18 protein-coding genes and 1 tRNA gene are annotated in these 17780 nt (G+C 67.7%); 7 read left to right on the forward strand and 12 right to left on the reverse strand.

From position 1 onward, the window contains the following. The first annotated feature begins 94 nt into the window (after positions 1-94). Positions 95-168 (forward strand) — tRNA-Gly (locus OG555_RS11575). A gap of 79 nt (positions 169-247) precedes the next feature. On the opposite strand, the gene OG555_RS11580 is transcribed toward OG555_RS11575, so the two are convergent. Continuing rightward, the gene (locus OG555_RS11580; RefSeq protein WP_329482824.1) at positions 248-667 is read right to left on the reverse strand and encodes a tyrosine-type recombinase/integrase; all 420 of its coding nucleotides are present in this window, start codon (positions 665-667) and stop codon (positions 248-250) included. Here OG555_RS11580 and OG555_RS11585 point away from each other — a divergent pair. Continuing rightward, positions 596-1744, forward strand: a complete 1149-nt coding sequence (locus OG555_RS11585; RefSeq protein ID WP_329484953.1) for a hypothetical protein — start codon at positions 596-598, stop codon at positions 1742-1744. The genes OG555_RS11580 and OG555_RS11585 overlap by 72 nt on opposite strands. Next, on the forward strand, positions 1741-2310 hold the full coding sequence (locus tag OG555_RS11590; RefSeq protein ID WP_329482825.1) for an NUDIX hydrolase: 570 nt from the start codon (positions 1741-1743) through the stop codon (positions 2308-2310). Before OG555_RS11585 ends, OG555_RS11590 begins: the two co-directional genes overlap by 4 nt. 156 nt (positions 2311-2466) lie before the next feature. Here OG555_RS11590 and OG555_RS11595 read toward each other — a convergent pair whose 3' ends face one another. The 4 genes from OG555_RS11595 to OG555_RS11610 form a co-directional block, all read right to left on the reverse strand. Further along, entirely contained in the window at positions 2467-2868 is a 402-nt protein-coding gene (locus OG555_RS11595) for a hypothetical protein (protein WP_329482826.1), read from the reverse strand. Positions 2869-3127: 259 nt separating this feature from the next. Beyond that, a complete protein-coding gene (locus OG555_RS11600; protein WP_329482827.1) occupies positions 3128-3784 on the reverse strand; it encodes a TMEM175 family protein in 657 nt (218 codons plus the stop codon). Between the two features lie 52 nt (positions 3785-3836). Next, a complete protein-coding gene (locus tag OG555_RS11605) occupies positions 3837-4355 on the reverse strand; it encodes a DUF1269 domain-containing protein (RefSeq protein ID WP_329482828.1) in 519 nt (172 codons plus the stop codon). 765 nt (positions 4356-5120) lie between these two features. Further along, the gene (locus OG555_RS11610) at positions 5121-5696 is read right to left on the reverse strand and encodes a TetR/AcrR family transcriptional regulator (RefSeq protein WP_329482829.1); all 576 of its coding nucleotides are present in this window, start codon (positions 5694-5696) and stop codon (positions 5121-5123) included. A 182-nt stretch (positions 5697-5878) separates the two neighbouring features. On the opposite strand from OG555_RS11610, the gene OG555_RS11615 reads away from it, so the two are divergent. After that, positions 5879-8239, forward strand: coding sequence for a hypothetical protein (locus OG555_RS11615; RefSeq protein WP_329482830.1), 2361 nt, complete (start codon positions 5879-5881; stop codon positions 8237-8239). Here OG555_RS11615 and OG555_RS11620 read toward each other — a convergent pair. Further along, complete coding sequence (locus tag OG555_RS11620) at positions 8216-8587, reverse strand: hypothetical protein (protein WP_329482831.1); 372 nt, start codon at positions 8585-8587, stop codon at positions 8216-8218. The two genes, OG555_RS11615 and OG555_RS11620, sit on opposite strands and share 24 nt — an antisense overlap. Positions 8588-8701: 114 nt before the next feature. On the opposite strand from OG555_RS11620, the gene OG555_RS11625 reads away from it, so the two are divergent. Beyond that, positions 8702-11203 carry a polysaccharide lyase family 8 super-sandwich domain-containing protein gene (locus OG555_RS11625; protein WP_329482832.1) on the forward strand — a complete coding sequence of 834 codons (2502 nt, stop codon included), beginning with the start codon at positions 8702-8704 and terminating at the stop codon, positions 11201-11203. Here the strand turns inward: OG555_RS11625 and OG555_RS11630 are convergent. Both OG555_RS11630 and OG555_RS11635 read right to left on the reverse strand, forming a co-directional pair. Continuing rightward, positions 11181-11657 (reverse strand): MarR family winged helix-turn-helix transcriptional regulator, encoded by a 477-nt coding sequence (locus OG555_RS11630; protein ID WP_329482833.1) that lies wholly within the window; start codon positions 11655-11657, stop codon positions 11181-11183. The two genes, OG555_RS11625 and OG555_RS11630, sit on opposite strands and share 23 nt — an antisense overlap. Beyond that, positions 11654-12253, reverse strand: a complete 600-nt coding sequence (locus OG555_RS11635) for a DJ-1/PfpI family protein (protein ID WP_329482834.1) — start codon at positions 12251-12253, stop codon at positions 11654-11656. Before OG555_RS11635 ends, OG555_RS11630 begins: the two co-directional genes overlap by 4 nt. A gap of 77 nt (positions 12254-12330) precedes the next feature. Between OG555_RS11635 and OG555_RS11640 the strand changes: the two genes are divergently transcribed. Then, positions 12331-14655, forward strand: a complete 2325-nt coding sequence (locus OG555_RS11640; RefSeq protein ID WP_329482835.1) for a hypothetical protein — start codon at positions 12331-12333, stop codon at positions 14653-14655. 50 nt (positions 14656-14705) lie between these two features. Next, positions 14706-15272: a GNAT family N-acetyltransferase gene (locus OG555_RS11645; protein WP_329482836.1), complete on the forward strand. Its 567-nt coding sequence runs from the start codon at positions 14706-14708 to the stop codon at positions 15270-15272. A gap of 22 nt (positions 15273-15294) precedes the next feature. On the opposite strand, the gene OG555_RS11650 is transcribed toward OG555_RS11645, so the two are convergent. The 4 genes from OG555_RS11650 to OG555_RS11665 all read right to left on the reverse strand — a co-directional run bounded on the left by OG555_RS11650 (position 15295) and on the right by OG555_RS11665 (position 17640). Continuing rightward, complete coding sequence (locus tag OG555_RS11650) at positions 15295-15825, reverse strand: AAA family ATPase (protein ID WP_329482837.1); 531 nt, start codon at positions 15823-15825, stop codon at positions 15295-15297. After that, positions 15822-15959, reverse strand: a complete 138-nt coding sequence (locus OG555_RS11655) for a hypothetical protein (RefSeq protein WP_329482838.1) — start codon at positions 15957-15959, stop codon at positions 15822-15824. Before OG555_RS11655 ends, OG555_RS11650 begins: the two co-directional genes overlap by 4 nt. Next, a complete protein-coding gene (locus OG555_RS11660; RefSeq protein WP_329482839.1) occupies positions 15956-17029 on the reverse strand; it encodes a DNA polymerase III subunit beta family protein in 1074 nt (357 codons plus the stop codon). Before OG555_RS11660 ends, OG555_RS11655 begins: the two co-directional genes overlap by 4 nt. 92 nt (positions 17030-17121) lie before the next feature. Continuing rightward, entirely contained in the window at positions 17122-17640 is a 519-nt protein-coding gene (locus tag OG555_RS11665) for an AAA family ATPase (protein WP_329482840.1), read from the reverse strand. Between the last annotated feature and the right edge of the window lie 140 nt (positions 17641-17780).

A 17780-nucleotide genomic window follows, 5' to 3' on the forward strand; every position in this document is an offset into this window, starting at 1 on the left:
AGTCGGCCGTCCGTTCGCGCCGCGCCGCACCCGTCGTGCTTTCGCCCCCACCGATCGGCTATGCTCTTCTGCGCCTGCCGGTTCCTCCGGCTGCGCGGGTGTAGTTCAATGGCAGAACATCAGCTTCCCAAGCTGACAGTGCGGGTTCGATTCCCGTCACCCGCTCCAGATCGAAACCCCAGGTCAAAGGCAACTTTCTGACCTGGGGTTTCGTCATCTCAGTGACCGGCTACCGCCGCCGTGCCCGTTACGTGCCCGATGCCGCCGGGAGACCAGCGTCCGGGTCGTCCCGCAGACCTTCGGCGATGAGTTCTGACATCGCCTGGGCGACGCCCTGGTGTCGTCCGTCGTTGGTGTGCAGGTAGATGAGAGATGCCCTGCTGCTGGCGTGCCCCATGCGCTCCATCAGTTCCCGCAGGGTCGCGCCGGACTCGGCCGCCCAGGTGTTGCCGGTGTGGCGCAGGTCGTGGAAGTGGACGCGTCCGGTTAGGCCTGCTCCGTTGAGTCCCTTCCGCCAGTTCCGCTGGAACGTTGACCGACGCAACTGTGCACCCTTTGCTCCCGTGAAAACGAATGCTTCAGGCGTTCGTTTGACATGTATATCGAAGTGGAGGCGCAGGTCCTGCATGACGATCTCCGGGAGGTACACAGTCCGGCGGCCGGCCATTCGCTGACGACCTATCCGTCTGGGTTGGACGCAGCCGTCACGATCCTGGAAAGCCTTGCTGAACCGTCCGCTGAGCGCGCCGTGTACCGGCCCGAAGACCTCGCCGCAACAGTGCTCGACTGGCCCACATCGGCGGTCGGACAGGCCATTGCCACCACCGACAGTGGCCGCGTCACGAGTGGCAACGTCGAGCAGGTCCGGACGATGATCTCGGCAATAGACACAATCGAGCGCCGGGCGGGCGGTGCGGAGTGTCGGGCGACGGCCAGCCGATACCTCCATGAGATCGCGCTGCCGATGCTCCAACGCGAGATCGAGACCAATGCTCGCTCGGAGCTGTTCTCCGTTGTTGCTGAGCTGTGCGAGATCGTCGTATGGATGTACTACGACGCCGGACGCCACGGATTCGGACAGGCCTACTTCACCCAAGCACTCCGACTGGCCCGTGAGGTTGGCGACGACGCTCTGTCGGCCTACCTGATGACGAGTATCACTCACCAGGCGCTGCACGTTGGGCAGGCGGCTGCAGCCCTCCGGGTCGCCAAGGCCGCACGAAACGTTGCGGAGTCTGCTGGCAGTCCACAGGTGCTTGTCGAGGCTGACCTGTTGGTGGCCCGATCCCACTCCGCTCTCGGTGCTGTCCGAGACGCAACGTCAGCCCTTCACAGCGCCGAACAGTCGTACGAACGGATTCAGACAGCGGAGCCGCGTGCTTGGGAGCCGCAGCGGGATGAAATCATGTTCGCGAGCCACGCGGGAACTTGCTGGAACGACCTGGGTAATACGAAGGAAGCGAGGAGGCATCTCAACCAGGTTTGGGAAGGATCGGGGGATCGACCGAGGCGCAGAATTTATAGCGCTGCAGAACTCGGAATCGCGGCCGCTCGGGAAGGTGAGCTAGAGCTTGCATGTCATTACGGCACGGAAATAATCTCCCTGCGGGATCACGTTGACTCTAATCGTGCACGACGGCATCTCGCACGACTTGCCGCGAAACTTCGACCATTCATGAACACATATGTTGTCCGAGATTTCTTTGACCAGAGCGGTCTCAACCCAGAAGGTGCAGCGAAATGATCCATCCCAGCCGCGAAGCCGACCTAGCAGCCGAAGGCGAACCGGAGAAGGAATTCAACGTAGGCATTGCGGGAAGACTGCCGAAGAAGACGACCGCGGCAGGCGCGCTCGTTCGCAATAGCGATGGGCTGATCCTCTTCCTAGAAGCTACATACAAGCCAACCCTTGAAATCCCCGGTGGCGTGACTGAGTTCGATGAATCCCCTCTCGAAGCTTGCCGTCGAGAGGCACGGGAGGAGATCGGGATTGACATTGAAATCGGCCCGGTGCTTGTCGTGGACTGGATTCCAGCTCAGGGAGTCTGGTTTGACGGCATCATGTTCATCTTCGACGGTGGAATTCTGACCGATGAACAGATTAACCGAATCACCTTGGACGCAACAGAAGCGCGACGCTGCCAGTTCCTCACACTGGACCAGGCAAGCGATCGCATGCGACCGTCAATGGTGCGGCGTATCGCTCGCGCCGAGGAGGCCCTGCACCGGGGCACCCCGAGCTACGCAGAGTTCGGCCGGCTAGCGACAAGTGAGACCGTCGCCTTGGGATCGGGCGATCTAGTGCGTTGAGGATCGCCTCTTGGTCGGCACTCAGGGCGGGCGGGACCGGAAGCATAGTGGCCGCGATCGGTGTCGCCATCGAGGTAGCGGAGGCGGAGGTGGCCGAAGAAGAGGCCGCCGCGCAGGACTGTGCGGCCAGCTGGCGGGCAGCCGAGGTGGTTCTGGTCAGCAGGTGGACTTGATGCTGGTGGTGAGGGCATCGACGGCGCCACCGAAAGCCCGAGTCGCCGCAGCTGCCGCGGTCAGGCTGGCGCCCGACGGGTCGGACTTGGCCGTGGTGAGGCTGGTCTTGAGCGTGTTGAGCGACGTGTCGACCGCCCCGAGCTGGGACGAGAAGTCCGACTTGGCGTCGGTCTTGACCTGTGCCAGGTTCGTCTCGACGGTCGCCAGTGCGTTCTGCAGGTCGGAGACGCCGGTCGACGAGGTCACATCGACCTTCTTGACGTCGTCGACCGACGTCTTGAACTTGTCGACAGAACCGCACACGGCGGCTTGGTTGTTACTACAGCCCACCAGCGAAGCGCCGAGCACCAGAGCCACTGCGGCGCTGACGATAGGAGACCTCATCCGCCACTCACCCCCTCGAAAGTTCACACCTGTACACGAGGATCGTTCCGCCTGCGCGGCGGCTCCACATCATCCCCATCGCATGATGTCAACCGGCCGTCCGCCGAGGTGAGATCCGGCCACCCAGCGTCACCATGGTCAGGGCGCCTTGAGCAGTTGCACTTCTGCGAGGTTGGTGAAGCCGCCGTGAGCGTCATACAGGCGGATCAGTGGTTCGGTGGTCGGCGTCGGATCGTTCGTCACGTCCGGTGAGCGGTGTTCATTGGGGAGTGCTATGACGTCTGCGCAGCACTCGTGCGGCCTCCCGGAACGGCACCACGAGGTACACCGCGATACCGAAGTAGATCGCCACCGCCAGGATCGGCAGGGCGAGGCCGATGAGGATCGCGATCGCGTACGCGATGACGCCCCGGAGGGACTTTCGTCGTGGGCTGCGCAGTTCCTCGCCCGCTTTGACCGCGTAGAGGTGCTCGCGCCGGGCGTAGGCGTCGAGGCCGGAACCTAGCAGGCTGATGGTCAGGAGGGTGAGCCCGTACATGGTGACGTACACGCGTTCACTGTTCATGTCGTCGTCGCGCAGCGCGTCTGCGATGAGCCCGGTCGGGAACGGCAGGAAGACCACCGCGAGCAGGAGGAGCAGGTTGAGCCGCAGGAACAACTGATCGGTCCCGCTGAGCCGGTCGGTCATGGCGGTGTGCAGGAGCCAGGCGGCCCCGATGGTCAGGAAGCTGACGAGATAGGCCAGGTAGCCGGGCCAGCCGCGTAGCACCTGCTCCAGAGGCGTGCCCGGCGGACGGACGGCGAGATCCAGTACGAGCAGTGTGGCGGCGAAACCGAAGACGCCGTCGCTGAATCCTTCCATCCGGCCCTTGTCGAGAACCCGGGGCCTCCGCGGGGTGTCTGGTTCAGCTGGCACGGCACTGTCTCCTCAGCGTCTGCGGGTGCTCCCCCTGCCGGTGTGGTCCGGATCAGGACTCCGCGGCCTCGATGACCTTCTCGTCGCCCTCGTTGACGGCCTTGACGACGGCGTCGTAGTCGCCCTTGTCGATGGCCTTGCTGACCTTCTTGGTCGCCTTGCCGACGGCCTTGTCGACACGGTCGAGGTAGAGGTCGTCGACGACCGCGGCGATCGCCGAGGAACCGGCAGGCAGCCACTCCTCCGCGTCCACACCGATGGACTTCTCCGAGTGACGCTTGGCGATGGCCCCTGCACCGGCACCGATCCCGGCGCCGACCACACCGGCAAGCAACAGGGGCGGGGCGAACAATCCGACCACGAGCCCTCCGACCGCGCCCAGGGTCGTACCGGCGGCGACGTAGCCGCCGCCGTGCTCCTTGACCTCCACCTGGCCCGAGGAGTCACGTGAGAGGACCACCGCGGCCATGACGACGGTGTCGTCCAGCTCCTTGATGGTCGTGAAGTCCGCTTGTGCGGAGGCTTCGTCGTCGTACGCGGCGACGAACAGCGTGTAGTTGCGATCTGCCATGATGGGTGCCCCCTGTTCAGGTTGTGGCCGCCGGCCACCTACAGCCAGCGTCACCTCGCCCCGTCGCGCCGGCATCATCTCCCAGAGGTGATTTCGACCCGCACCGTTGATCCGCAGCCCCCGCGGGCGCCCGAGCCGATGGCTCCACCGCCGCCGCCACCTGCACCGGGTGCTAAGCCGGGCTTACCACCGAGGTCGATCGTTGCTTCGCGAAAGTCCATCAGGACGTCCCCCATCGAGACGACGACTGCCCGTTCAAGCAGCCGCACGGGGATACCGGGAGGCTTGGGTGGAGCGGCTTGAGGTTGGACGGACTTCCACCTGAGTTGGGCGAAGTGCTTTAGTGCCTCTCGGTCGGGGCTTGCATCGCGTTGAGGATTGCGGCGAACCCTGCCGAGGGTGGCGACGGACCATCGGTGCAGGACTTGGAAAGCGTGTCGGGTCCGGACCTGGGCAGCAGGCCCGATCCGTGCCCGATCCGTGCCCGATTGGACGGCACCCGGCGTGAACCACCGGTCAACAGCGGACAATTCGGACCGGGCGAGCAGCTCGCCGCCCGTCAGGCTGAGCCGACTACGGCTGACAACTCTGTTCCCAAGCTGACAGTGCGGGTTCGATTCCCGTCCCGCTCCAGATGTCAAAGCCCAGGCCCACCGTTTCGGGACCTGGGCTTTGTTGCGTGCTCGCCTGTGCATCAAACGGTTGACCCAGCTGCGGTCCAGACCGTTGCCTTGGTCAACCGTGCGCAGCTCCGGGTCGCGAGCGTCAGTCCTGGGCGAGGTAGGGCGCGATCATCAGGTCCAGCTGGTCGGCCAGGAAGTCGCGGAGGGAACCCCAGTCGGTGACTGCCCAGACCTGGAGAGCGCCGGTGAAACAGACAAGGGTGTGGCGAGCAAGCGCCGGTACGTCGGTGTCGGGGCGCAGCTCACCGGCTTGCACAGCGGCTTGGTAGAGCCGGGCGCAGGTGTCCACGATCGCCGCCGAGTGCGCGAGCGCGTGCTGCCGGAAGTCGGGGTCGGTGACGTCGACCCCGTTGCCGAGCTCTTCGCGGTGCTTGATGTGGGCAACGGCCGTCAGCGCGAAATCCCGCAGCGCGGCCAGTGGGGAGGTGTTCCGCGCCTCCGCTTCCTCGGCCGCGCGGAGCACCATGAACGGTGATCGGGCGGCCGAGGCAAGCAGCAGACCGCGCTTGGAGCCGAACCGTTGCAGCAGCGTCGGCGGTGCGAGACCGGCCCGTGCACCGACCGCAGCCAGGGTCAGTTTCGCCGGCCCCAGCTCGGCGAGGACCCGGCGGGTCGCGTCCAGGATCACGTCGTCACTCACGAGCCTCGGCCGGGCCATCCGGCCACCTCCGAGTTTGTGAATGGCCATTCGTTAATTGATGGAACAGTAACAGATTCTTGTGCGGTCAGTTATTCAGTGGCAACGGGTGATCGTCGGGCCACTGAGGGTCCCGGCGGGGGTCCCGTTGCCCGGTCCACCCGCCGCGGGCTGGGTTTTCGTCGTACAACGGGAGCCTTTTCATGCGTTTCGCCCGCACCGCCCTGGGCCTGCTGCTGAGCTTGGCCGGTCTCGTGGTCACCGTCGCCGGAGCCGTGGCGGCCTTCTGGCTGGTCGGCCCGGACAACACGATCTCCACGTCCGCCCGGGAGCTGACCAGCGAGGGCCTGGCCGTCATCACCGCGCCCGACCTGCTCGACCGGCACGGCCCGACACTGCACGTGACCGCGACCGGCGGCAAGCCGCTGTTCGTCGGGGTCGGGCAGGACCTCGACGTCCGCGACTACCTGGCCGGCGCCGCGCAGACGCGGCTGATCCGCTTCGACCTGCCGGCCACGTTCGGCACCCAGGACATGCGCGGCCGCAGCACCAAGCTGACGGCTCCGGGCGACCTCGACTGGTGGGTCGCGAAGTCTGGCACGGGACAGTCGTCGGTCGCCTGGCCGATCCAGGACGGCCGGTACGACGTAGTCGTGATGAACGCGGACGGGAGCCCGGCGGTGGGCGCGCAGGTCCGCTTCGGCGTCGAGGTCCACCGAGCGTTCGGCATCAGCCTCATCACCCTGGGCGCCGGCATCGTGGTCCTCGCCCTCGGCCTAACCCTCACCCTCCGCCGCCCCGCCGCAACGGCAGCTCCAATCACCGCCTTCCCGGTGGTCGCCCTCCCTGCAGCCCGTCAGGCTGCACACACTCCCGCCGGTTCTGCCGCTGCGGCTGGCGCTGGCCCTGCGGCTGGCTCTGGCTATGGGGCTGGCGCAGGCTATGGGGCTGGCGCAAGGGCTGTCCAGACTGCGGCAACCGTCGAGCCTGCTGCCGCGCTCCAGCCCGCCACGGCACTCGAGCCCGCGCTAGCCTCCTCCACTGTGGCGCCCACCTCCGCCCCGGCAACCACTCTCACCCAGGCATCCGGATCGTTCGCGGCGACCACCTTCGCGCCGGCGCGTGTCACGGCGAGCCCGTTCGCGCCCGCGCTGCCTCCCCCGGCCGTGCCGGCCGCTCCGATGTTCATGTCGGCGGCCGCGGTCGCGAGGGCGAAGTCGCCCGGACTCCTGGTCGGGTTCGGCGCGACCACCTGCGGCGAGCCGAGGTACACCGAACACTCCGACAAGCGCGGCTACGGCGAATCGCGCGGCGACCGCTCACCGTCCAACGAGCCGCCCAACGACGGACCGACGTACGACGGACCCGCGCACGACCGACCGCCATACGAGCAGCCAACTCACGAGCGACCGGCGAACGAGCGACCGGCGAACGAGCCGCCAGCTCACGACCGACCGGCACACGGCCGGGCGACGAACGGGCCGCCGGCGGGAAAGCGGACGGCGGAGCAGGGGGGCGTTGAGCTGGAGACCGTTTCGTTGGTGGAGTCGCCGGAGTTCGAGAAGAGTGATGAGGCGGTGCGGCGGACGGCGGCGCTGCTCGCCAGCGGCGCATTGTTGCTCACGACAACGAGTTGCGGCCTGCTGCCGGCCCGGAACAGCGACGCCGCGCCGGAGCGCCGCCCGGCCGTGACGCTCGCCGACGCGCAGGCCGTCGTCCAGCGCTACAACCAGATCAACAACCAGGCGAACCAGGCCCGCGACACCAACCTGTCCGAGACGATCGAGGCGGATCCGACCCTCGCCCAGACCCGGGCCGGCTTCCTGATCGGGCGGAAGCTCGACGCGCCCGGCAAGGACAAGGACAAGCCGTTCACGTACACCGACCCGCGGATCGGCGCCCCCGAGTTCGGGTCGTACCCGATGCGGTTCGTGGTCAGCTCCGGCGTCTCGAACGCCCCGGGGAGCCGCCAGCTCGGCGTCTGGCAGCGGCAGAGCGCGGGCGCGCCGTGGCTGCTGACGAACTCCGTCTACCCCTCGAGGACGATGAAGCTGCCGCCGCTGGAGGGCCTGCGGACTCCGGCCAGGGCCGACCTGGACAAACTGGCCAGCCTGCCGGCCGCGGCCGGCGCGAGCCTCGCGGAGTACCTGACCGGCGGCGTGAAGGCTCCGCAGGCGAAGTTGTTCACACCCTCCCCCGGGATGTCGAAGCTGCTCGAGCTGCGCGCCAAGTCCAAGGTCGCGGACACCGCCGAGACGTACATCGCGAGCGTCGCCGACACCTTCCAGCCGTCCGGCGACCCGCTCACCTTCATCACGTCGTCGGGCGAGGCGCTCGTGTTCCTCTCCCTCACCGAGCAGTACCTGCAGCGTGTCGAGCCGGGTTCGAACGCGTACTGGACCAGCGGCGAGGCGACCGCCTTCAGCAGCATGGTCAAGTACACGCAGACCCTGCACCAGGACTACCTCCACCAACTCGCCCTCGTCATCCCGACCAAGGCGACCGGCGGCCCGATCCGCATCCTCTCGATGGACGGCCAGCTAGTCGGCGCCGGAGGCTCGTAACAACCACCGCCACCGCGGCTGCTCTGTCACGACACACCCAACCGCAAGCACGCTGACCACGACTGCGACCACCATCGGCCACGCAAACCAGGCGGCGACAACCGCGGCGACCAATTGGAGCAGCACCAGCAGAATGGTCACCACCCCGGGCACTGCGACGATCACGCGCGGCTTGTCCCCTGGGGTCTGGAAGATCGTCGGCAGACCTATCAGTACGACGACGGACGCGACGGCGAGCGGGATCGAGTGCGGGGCGAGCGCCCACGGGGTCGCGATCCAGGCGATCAGCTCGGTGGTGAACCGGAGAGCCGAGGCGAGCCGGCTGTCCGGTGACGTCTGCGTAGTCACGGCGGAACGATGCCACGAGGACGGCCGAGAAGTTGGCGGCAAGCGGTTGCTGAAGGATAGTTTCGGCTGGTTGACTCCAGGGGTGAGGTTTTTCCCATCCGCCCGGGAGTACCAGTGGACATCACCCGCCGCCGCCTGCTGTCGTTCGTACCTGCCACCGCCCTGCTGACCGTGGTCAACCCCGCGCCGAGCGCCCGAGCTGCCACCCTGAAGGCCATGGCCGATCCGAGCCAGTTGCTCGCCAACGCGATCGCGATCTACGCCGGTACGGCGGAATCCAACGCGCGCCCCGAAGTCGCGGCCAAGCTCGCGGCCCTCGACAGCACCGGACGGACCTGGATCGCGGCTCTCGACCGCGCCGGCGCGGGTGAGCTCTTCGCCGGGCTCCCCCTCGGGACCAGCGATCCCAACCTCAGCGCGTCGTACCAGCACCTCTACGAGATCGCGCTCGCGACCAAACGCCCCGGCCCGGCCTCGGACCTGCAGGGCAACGAGCAGGTCCGCGCCCGTGTCGCGGAGAAGCTGGTCTGGCTGCACGAGAACTACTACGGCGACCAGTCGAAGGGGTACTACGGCAACTGGTTCACGTGGGAGATCGGCATCTCGACGTACGTGTCGAAGACGCTCGCCCTGCTCGACGGGCCGGCCGCGCTGATCGCGCAGTACGTGCCCTCGATGGACGCCTACCTGCGCAACGGCAGGGACGGCGACGTCGACCTCGACTCGCGCTTCCACACCGGCGCGAACCTCGTCGACATCACCGCGAACCGGGTCCTGCAGGGCGCGCTGATGGGGGACGACGCTCGGATCCGGAAGGCACTGCAGGACCAGTTCACCGTGTTCGCGACCGTCGACCCGTACAACCTGCAGCACGGCGTCACCGACGGGTACTACGCGGACGGCTCGTTCATCCAGCACTCGTCGGTCGCGTACACCGGGTCGTACGGGAAGGCCCTGCTCAGCCGGGTCCTGCAGACCATCAAGGTGCTCGACGGCACCGAGTACGCGCAGAGCGACGACCTGGTCGGCGTCGTCCAGGGCTGGGTCGAGCACGGGTTCGCGCCGCTGATCTTCGAGGGCTGGATGATGGAGATCGTCAAGGGTCGCGCCGTGTCCCGGACGGCGACCGGGTACGACGACGTCGCGGTCGTGGTGGAGGCGATCGTCGACCTGGCCGACTACGCGACCGGCGCGGACGCGGCCCGGCTGAAGTCGTTCGCGAAGTTCACCGCGCGGCCGACGATCAACCCGACGAGCTTCGTCTCCCCGGTCAGCGTCGCGCGGTTCGCCGACATCAAGGCCGACCCGGCAATCGTTCCGGCCGACCTCAACCCGGCCGCGAGCAGTACGGCGTTCAACGCGATGGACCGCACTGTCCATCGGCGGCCGGGGTTCGCGTTCGCGCTGGCGCGGAACTCGGAGCGGATCAGCAAGTACGAGTACATGAGCGGCGAGAACCTGATGCCGTGGTTCCAGGGCGACGGCGCGCACTACCTCTACCTGGCCGGCCAGGACCAGACCACGTCGTACGGTGTCGACTACTTCACGACTGTTTCGCCGTACGCGCTGGGCGGCGTCACCGCGCCGGTCGAGGCCCGCAAGACGATCCCCGAGCTCTACGGGACGCAGTACTACGACAACCCGCCGACGTTCACCGCGTCGTCGGAGTCGCAGAACACCTATGTGTACTTCCCGACCGGCACCAACGCCTACTCCGGCGGTGCGACGCTCGATGCGTACGGCGCGGCCGGCTGGGTGCAGTCGGATGACTTCGCCTACGCGTCGCGCGACATCCTGCCGGACGATTTCGTGGTCTACCGCAACGCGTCGGCGACCAAGTCGTGGTTCCTGCTCGACGACGAGATCGTCGTCCTCGCGGCCGGCGTGGGCGACGCGGATCGTGCAGTGACCACGACACTCGACACGCGTATCGCGGCGACCGGGGACGCTGTCGCGATCACCGGCGTACGGCGGGATGGTCGGACGTGGGCCGGGACAGGGACGGTCGATCCGCGGTGGCTGCGGTATGCGGGCGGCGGCGTGTCACTCGGCTACTACTTCCTGCAGCCGAGCGAGGTATCGGTGGAGCTGCAGCAGGTGACGCGGAGCCGGCGCGTGGTGCGGGCGTCGAACCCGGACACCGCGGTGACCAAGCAGGTCTTCGGTCTGGCCGTCGCGCAGGCCGCCGGGGTCACGCGGTCGATGGCCTACGCATTGGTGCCTAACGCAACGGAATCCGGGCTGCGTTCGTATCAGCACGGACGGATCGCGGTGCTGTCGAACACTCCACGCATGCAGGCGATCCAGCACCTCGGTCCACGGCTGACCGGCGCCAATACCTTCACGCCTGGCGCTCACAACCTGCCTGGACTGACGATCGACGGGCCCGCTTCCGTCCTGCTCCGACGCCAGTCGAGCTCGGTCACCATCGCCGTGTCCGATCCCACGACCGCCCGCGACACCATCACGGTCAACCTCTGGGCTCAGTATCTTCGGTCCGCATCCCCGGCCCCTGGCGTACAGGTAGTGCGGACCGTGGCCGGGACGCGACTCACCTGCACCACGCGCCATACCAACGGTCGCAGTCTGGTGGTCAGGCTTCTTCCAGCTTGGTGATCAGGGTCTGCATGGTGGCGAACGTCGTACGCAGATCCTCTAACTCGACCGCCTTGGCGAGTTCGGACGTCCACGGGTGCTGGACGAGCGCGATCTGCCGGATCGCCCAGTAGCCGGCCTCGGTGCAGGCGAGCAGTTTGGCGCGGCGGTGGGCCGGGTTCGGGCGGTACTCGGCGAGGCCGCGCTCGACCAGCAGGTCGGCGATCCGCTGGACCGCCTGCCGGCTGACGCCCATGATCCGCCCGGCGTCGGCCACCGAGCGCGGCTGGTCGAGGACGCCGCCGAGGACCTGCCACCACGCTGCGGTGATCCCGCCGTGAGCGGCCAGGTCCTGGGCGGCCTCCATCAGCCGCGCGTTCAGGCGGAAGGTGGCGAGGACGACATCCGTCAACAGCGCGCCGCCTTCCGTCTGCCGCGTCGGCTTCGGCCAGTCCTCGCGAGGTGGAACCGTCATCCCACCAGGATCGGGTAGGCGGCCGGGTCGGCCCGGTGGAACACGCCCTCGTACGCGTCCAGCTTCCGCTCGTCCGCGAGCCCGAGCCGCTGCAACGTCGCCCGCGCGAACTGCACCGGCGCATCGGGCCCGGCCGTGATCAGGTCGCCATCGACGACCGCCCGCTCGTCCAGGTAGTTGTCACTGCCCTGGTAACCGGTGGCCTGCAGGTACTCCTTCGCCGCACTGGTGTGCTTGCGCTCGTCCAGCAGCCCGGCCCGCGCCAACCCGGCCGTCGCACCACAGATCGCCGCCACCGGAATCCCGCTGTCGAGGAACCGCTGCGCCAGCTTCGCGAATGTGTCCCCTTGTCCGGTGTCCCAAAGCCCGGATCCCGCGAGTACCAGCAGATCCCCGTCGTCCGGCTCGACATCCGCCAGCGCCAGGTCCGGCACGACCCGCAGCCCGCCCATCGTCACCACGGGCTCCCTCGACTCCCCCACTGTCACGACCTGCCAGGGCACCCCGGTGAACCGCCCGGTCCGCAACTCGACCAGCAGGTGCCCGATCTCCCAGTCCGCCCACGTGTCATACACCGCCGCATACACAGTTCTCATGGACAACACCTTGTCATCTCGACAATATGTTGTCAATAACCAAACGCTGCGATGCCATACTCACGTCAGGGGGCATCATGACGACAGCCGCACTCGGTGGGCCTGTCGGGCGGCTGCGGCAGTACTTCGGTGACCGCCTGATTCGCCCGGGGATCGCAGAAGCGCCGTACGACACCAGCATCCGGCTCGGCGCGGCCGCGCTGGTCTCGGCCGGCCTGGCCATCGTGGCGGGCGTCTACGAAATCGGGCCGACGGAACCGCAGGTGTGGTTCTACAGCACGCCGCTCGCCGACGCGGCCGTCGTGCTGATGCTTGTGTCGCTGGCCCTCGCCGCCTGGTCGGTGGCGACCGTCGCCTCGGTCGCGACGAACGCCCGCCCGTTGCTCGGAGCAACGGCATTGCTCACCTGTGGCGTGAGCTTCAGCGTCCTGGACGGTGCGACCCGGTTGGCGCGCAGCATCGCACTGGTCGCCAAGGAGCTCCCATCCTTCCGGGTCGAGTGGAGTTCCGTGCCGCGGTGGACGCTCGGTCTCATGGTCGTGTCCAGTCTCGTCCCAGCGGTGTGGCTCCTGTTGGCGGCCAGGCGACTCACCAGGTCACCGGTGACGACCGGCTTCATTATCAGCGTGCCGCTGTGGATCACCATCGCCGTCTGGGCGTGGTCCAGCCACGTCACGAACGTCATCCCGTTCCATCTCGCCGGCGGTCTGGCGCCCGACGTCGCCGCGTCCCTGCGGGCGCCTCGATCCGCATCGGCACTGAAGCTCTTCAGTGGTGTCGCCGCTGCCGGACTCACCGGCTGGCTGGTCATCCTGATCCTGCTGTCCGGTTCGGAGTTCGCCCGGGCGCAGGTGTCGCTGGCCGGCCGTCTCGCCAGGTTGCGGGTCCTGCACCGGCGCGGCGTGGTGATCGCGGCCGCCGTACTCATTCTGGCCGTCCTGACACTCGGCTACCTCGGTGCCTTCGGCTCCACCTCGACAGGTATCTGGCGGGTCGGCTCGATCTGGCAGTGGGCGTACTGCGTCCTCGTGGCGGCAGCCGGCGTCGCGGCCCTGCGATGGGAGTCTCGCAACCCGATCGTTCCCGGCCGATTGCGCAGTACCGTGGCCGTCGCGATCGCCGCACTTGGTCTGCCCTCGGTCTTGCTGGTGGCCGGATCTCTGCTTCAGTTGGTCGTCGGTCCGATCGTCCGCGGAGACTGGGCGCCGACGGCCTTGGACTGGGGTCTGTGGTTCCAGCGGTACGACGGTCTCGCCGCGATCGTGGTGGTTGCCTGGGTGACCAGCGTGTACCTGCGGTCCGATCGGAGGCTGACGACAGGGACGGCGTTCGGACTCGCCTTCGTCTTCTGGGCCCTGCCGAGCGCCGTGCAGGTTGCCGTCGGCAAGCACAGGATCTCCAGCGACCAGCTCCTTGCGTCTCCGCAGCGCCTCGTGGTGTGCGTGTGCATCGCCGTACTGATCGTCGCGATCCGCGTCCGCGACATCGGCGCGGTCTCGCCGCTACTGGTACAGACGCTGATCGGGTCGACGATCTCGGCCTTCGGTATCGACGCGTTGCTGTCCGGATCGCCGGCCACCGCCGCCGCCGTAGTGCTGGTGATCCTGCCGGTGGCGTGGCGGTTCCTCGTCGACACCCGGGAGGAGCGGGAGAAGCCGGCCTGGAAGTCGGTGCTGGCGATGGCGACGTGGGCGACCCTGATCAGCCTGGCGGCCTTCACGATCGGGGCCGGCGCGGGGATCGGCCTCTTCGACAACGGCTCCAGGGTCGAGTGGAACCTGCTGATCGTTCCGTTGACGTTCGCGTTGTTGTGCCAGACCGAGCCGGTGGTGCGCCCGGTCGGTCCAGGGTGGAAGGGTGGGACCCCGGCTACCGTGGTGCCCGCCGGTGGTCCGATCAGATTCGCGGCCGGCGCCGTCGCGGCCGTGGTGATCGCGACCTCGGCGATCCTCAGCATCGCGAGGGTCCCGGACGCTGTCGCACGGCCGCCGGGTCATCAGGTGACGATCAGCGTGCCGTCCGGCTGGACACCAGGCCAATGCGACCGCACCGACGCCGAGATCGCAAGCATCAACTCGTCCGACCACAAGACCGTCGTCGTCGTCGCGAACGCGCCCGAGCAGGCACTCCGTACGGCGAGTACGGACGAGGCCTGCCAGGAGGCAGCCCTGCTTCAGCAGACGCTGGACTCCCACTGGTGCAAGACAGCCCCGTCAGCTCCACTGGCCGACCTCCCTGACTTCTCCTGGTACTCCTGCACACAGCAGGGCACCACCTTGCGCTACGCCTTCAATCACACCGCCGGAGACATCAAGGCTCTTCTCTTCGTGACGCTCCCCAACGCGTCCCCACCCGACGCCACCACCGCCGAGGCCACCCTCACCACCCTGACCTTCAACTGAGCCCACAAACCAGGTGCCTCCACATCGACCGGCCTGCCATCCTGCCTGTCATGCCCGTACGACGCTTGACTCTGGACGACTGGGATGAGCTGTGGCCGCTGGTGCAGGGGTTCGGCACCGCGATGTCCGAGGCGGAAACCCGCCCGCTCTACGACGAGCTGGCCGACGACCCCCGGTGGGCCGCCTTCGGGTACGACGACGGTGGGCTGGTGGGCTATGCGGTGGTGCAGGACTACGGACCGCACCTCCGCGCGGGCCGCGTCCATCACGCGCGCCTCCACGACCTCTACGTCGACCCGGCCAACCGTCGTACCGGCGTAGGTCGCGCCCTGATGGCAGCCGTCACCACCTGGGCCTCCACCCGAGTCCGCCACCTCGAATGGCAAGCTCACCACGAACGCTCCGCCCCCTTCTACGAAGCCCTGGGCCACCAAGGCGCCCCCTGCCCCCAACCCGACTACCCCACCTTCGAAATCGAGTTCGCGCCCGAACCGACGACAGCGTCGGAGCCCCGCGTGGCCGAATTGCGGCGCAGCGCTCTGAACGCACCTCTCGGGGAACCGGACGATGTTGATGTCGCCTCGGAGATCTCGCGCGACCGCGAGGACGAGCGATGACCCGGTTGCGCGCGCTCAGGTCTCAGAGCTGGTTGGCGACGTGATCGCGGATTTGTTCGGCGGCTGATTGGGCTGGGTGTTTGGTGGTGTCTATGACCAGGTCGGCTGCTGGGAGGAGCCACGGGCGGGCGGATTGGTAGGCGGGTACGTGGTTGTGGCGCCACGGGCGGATGTCGTGGCCGTCGGGGTCGGCGTCGATGCGGGTGTGGAGGGTTTCGGGATCGGCGTCCAGGAGGACGTGGACGATGTCATAGCCACGGGTACGGAGGCCCTCCTCGAGCTCGCGCCAGTAGGACTCGACGAGAACGGTTTGTACGGCGATCAAGTGATCGCCCGTGAGGCGGCCGATCTCGTCCATGACGACGGGGACGAGCGTCCGCCACGGTGGCAACTGCTGGAAGTCCGTGAACTCCTGGTCGCTCAAATTGGCCCTCAGCATGTAGCCGACATGCTCGGGGTCGAACAGCCGCGTCCCCTCGGTCAGCCCGACCAACTTCCCGGCCGTGGTCGTCTTACCGGCCCCGAAGGTCCCGTTGATCCAGATGATCGTCACGTCACGGTACGACGCTCCACAACACCAACTGGTTCGCGGACCAGCGCGAACCCGGCGACCGCGATCACCCCGGCGGTGTCCCCGAAGACCGAGAGTGTGGAACCAGCCAGCCAGCCGCAGTACGCCCGGTTCACCCATCCAGCCGGACAGGCATCACCAGCGTGGTGAACGTGCCCTGATCGGCTGAGCGTACGACGACTGGCCGGTCCTGGGCGCAGATCTCCAGGAGCACGTCCGGTCCGACACTCGCCTCCAGCGCGGCGCCCAGCAACTCCGCGGTGAACCCGATCCGCGCCGCCCCCGACCCGATCACCTCGAGCGTCTGCTCACCGTCGACCGTCAGCCTCCCCGAACCGATGTCAAAGGCAACAACGTCACGCCCCTCCAGCGCCGCCCGCAACGCGGCCCGGTCCACAACCACCCGACACACCGGCGCCGCAAGCCCATCCAGAATCCCCTGGTACGCCGGATACTCCGCCGCCACCACGCTGATCTGCCGGACCTCGTCCCCTCGCACCAACTCGGCACCCCCAGCGCCGACCTCCACCCGCACCGTCTCCCCAGCCGCCGCCCACCGCCCGAGCTCAGCCAACTCATCTGCCCGCACCAGCACCCGCGCGCTCGGTCCCGCGAACTCCATCGCCCGCACAGTCCGCACCGCCAGCCGATACCGATCCGTCGCCACAAACGTCACCTCGTCCCCGGCGAGCTCGATCAACACACACCCGAGCGCAACAGCCAACTCCGCCTCGACTCCACTGGAGGTGGCGGAAGCCCCGGCGATGGGCGCGATGATCGGAGCGGGGGTTGCGGCGGCAGGGGCTACTTGGCGGGTGGAGCTGGCGAACTCTGGGCCGCCCAGGATCACGGTTGTTCGTTCGGTGAGTAGCTGGGTGAGGAGGTGGTGGGCGGCGGCTCGGGCGGCTGCGGTCTTTGCCTCGACTGTGCGGAGGTGGGCTCGGACGATGTCCGCGAGTACGGCGGGGTCGGCGTCGAGTGCAAGGCGGACCTCGGCGAGCGGAAGGTCGATTTCGCGGAGGTCGCGGAGCAGGCGGGCGCGAGGTTGCTGGGACGCGGCGTAGTAGCGGTACCCGTTCGAGCTGTCCACCGACGCGGGCGGTAGCAGACCGCAGTCGTCGTAGAACCGCAGCGCACTCGGCGCCAGCCCCACCAACCTGGCGAACTCACTGATCGTCAAACTCATGCCGCCGACCCTCCCCCTTCCACCAGCCTGAAGGTCAACACGGCACCTTTGTGGAACATCACTGCCACCGAGCGCCAGTCATGTTCCGCAGATCAGCCGCGCAGCCGTTCCCAGAGGTTCAGCGGGCCGCCGAAGCGTTCGCCGCGGAGCCACTCGAGGATGCTCTTCGCGCACCGCTCCGGCGCGACGTCACCCCGGACCGACCGCGGCACGTGCTTGCGGAGCTCGGCCGCGTCCTCCAAGGCCTCCTCGATCTGCGCCGCCGGCCAGCCTCGCCCGGCCAGCCGTTTCCGCCGGACGGCGTCGGGGCAGTCCAGATGCAGCCACCGCCCCTCGGGCAGCTCGGCGGGCAGCAGCGGCGACAGCAACAGCACGGGGATCCCGGACCGCCGGATCAGCTCGGTGATCCGCAACCACAGGGCGTTGTACGCCGGCCAGATCGGTACCGCGGTCGGACTCGCGATGTCGATCCCGAGCAACCGACCGTGGTCGTCCAGTAACTCGTCCATGTCCATCACGACCAGGTTCCCCGGACTCAGCCGGAGCAACTCAGGCACCACTGTCGATTTCCCAGAACCGGGCGCACCGGTCACCACGAACAACCTCGTCACAGTCCTAGTGTCGCGCGAGTGGTGGAGCTTGAGCGATGGTGGCGTCCAGGTGCGTGCATCGGGGTGCTTGAGGAGCGTCCTCGATGCGGAGCATCGTGGACGCTGCTCAAGTGCCCCGAGGTGCGTGCATGGGCGTCAGC

Origin of the sequence: Kribbella sp. NBC_01484, assembly GCF_036227145.1 — a bacterium.
Classification (GTDB): Bacteria; Actinomycetota; Actinomycetes; order Propionibacteriales; family Kribbellaceae; genus Kribbella.

Bases quoted from the DNA above. Each gene is read 5' to 3' on its own strand.
- OG555_RS11585 (WP_329484953.1), top strand. From the start codon at position 596: ATGTATATCGAAGTGGAGGCGCAGGTCCTGCATGACGATCTCCGGGAG.
- OG555_RS11580 (WP_329482824.1), bottom strand. From the start codon at position 667: ATGGCCGGCCGCCGGACTGTGTACCTCCCGGAGATCGTCATGCAGGAC.
- OG555_RS11590 (WP_329482825.1), top strand. From the start codon at position 1,741: ATGATCCATCCCAGCCGCGAAGCCGACCTAGCAGCCGAAGGCGAACCG.
- OG555_RS11595 (WP_329482826.1), bottom strand. From the start codon at position 2,868: ATGAGGTCTCCTATCGTCAGCGCCGCAGTGGCTCTGGTGCTCGGCGCT.
- OG555_RS11605 (WP_329482828.1), bottom strand. From the start codon at position 4,355: ATGGCAGATCGCAACTACACGCTGTTCGTCGCCGCGTACGACGACGAA.
- OG555_RS11610 (WP_329482829.1), bottom strand. From the start codon at position 5,696: ATGGCCCGGCCGAGGCTCGTGAGTGACGACGTGATCCTGGACGCGACC.
- OG555_RS11615 (WP_329482830.1), top strand. From the start codon at position 5,879: ATGCGTTTCGCCCGCACCGCCCTGGGCCTGCTGCTGAGCTTGGCCGGT.
- OG555_RS11630 (WP_329482833.1), bottom strand. From the start codon at position 11,657: ATGACGGTTCCACCTCGCGAGGACTGGCCGAAGCCGACGCGGCAGACG.
- OG555_RS11635 (WP_329482834.1), bottom strand. From the start codon at position 12,253: ATGAGAACTGTGTATGCGGCGGTGTATGACACGTGGGCGGACTGGGAG.
- OG555_RS11640 (WP_329482835.1), top strand. From the start codon at position 12,331: ATGACGACAGCCGCACTCGGTGGGCCTGTCGGGCGGCTGCGGCAGTAC.
- OG555_RS11645 (WP_329482836.1), top strand. From the start codon at position 14,706: ATGCCCGTACGACGCTTGACTCTGGACGACTGGGATGAGCTGTGGCCG.
- OG555_RS11660 (WP_329482839.1), bottom strand. From the start codon at position 17,029: ATGAGTTTGACGATCAGTGAGTTCGCCAGGTTGGTGGGGCTGGCGCCG.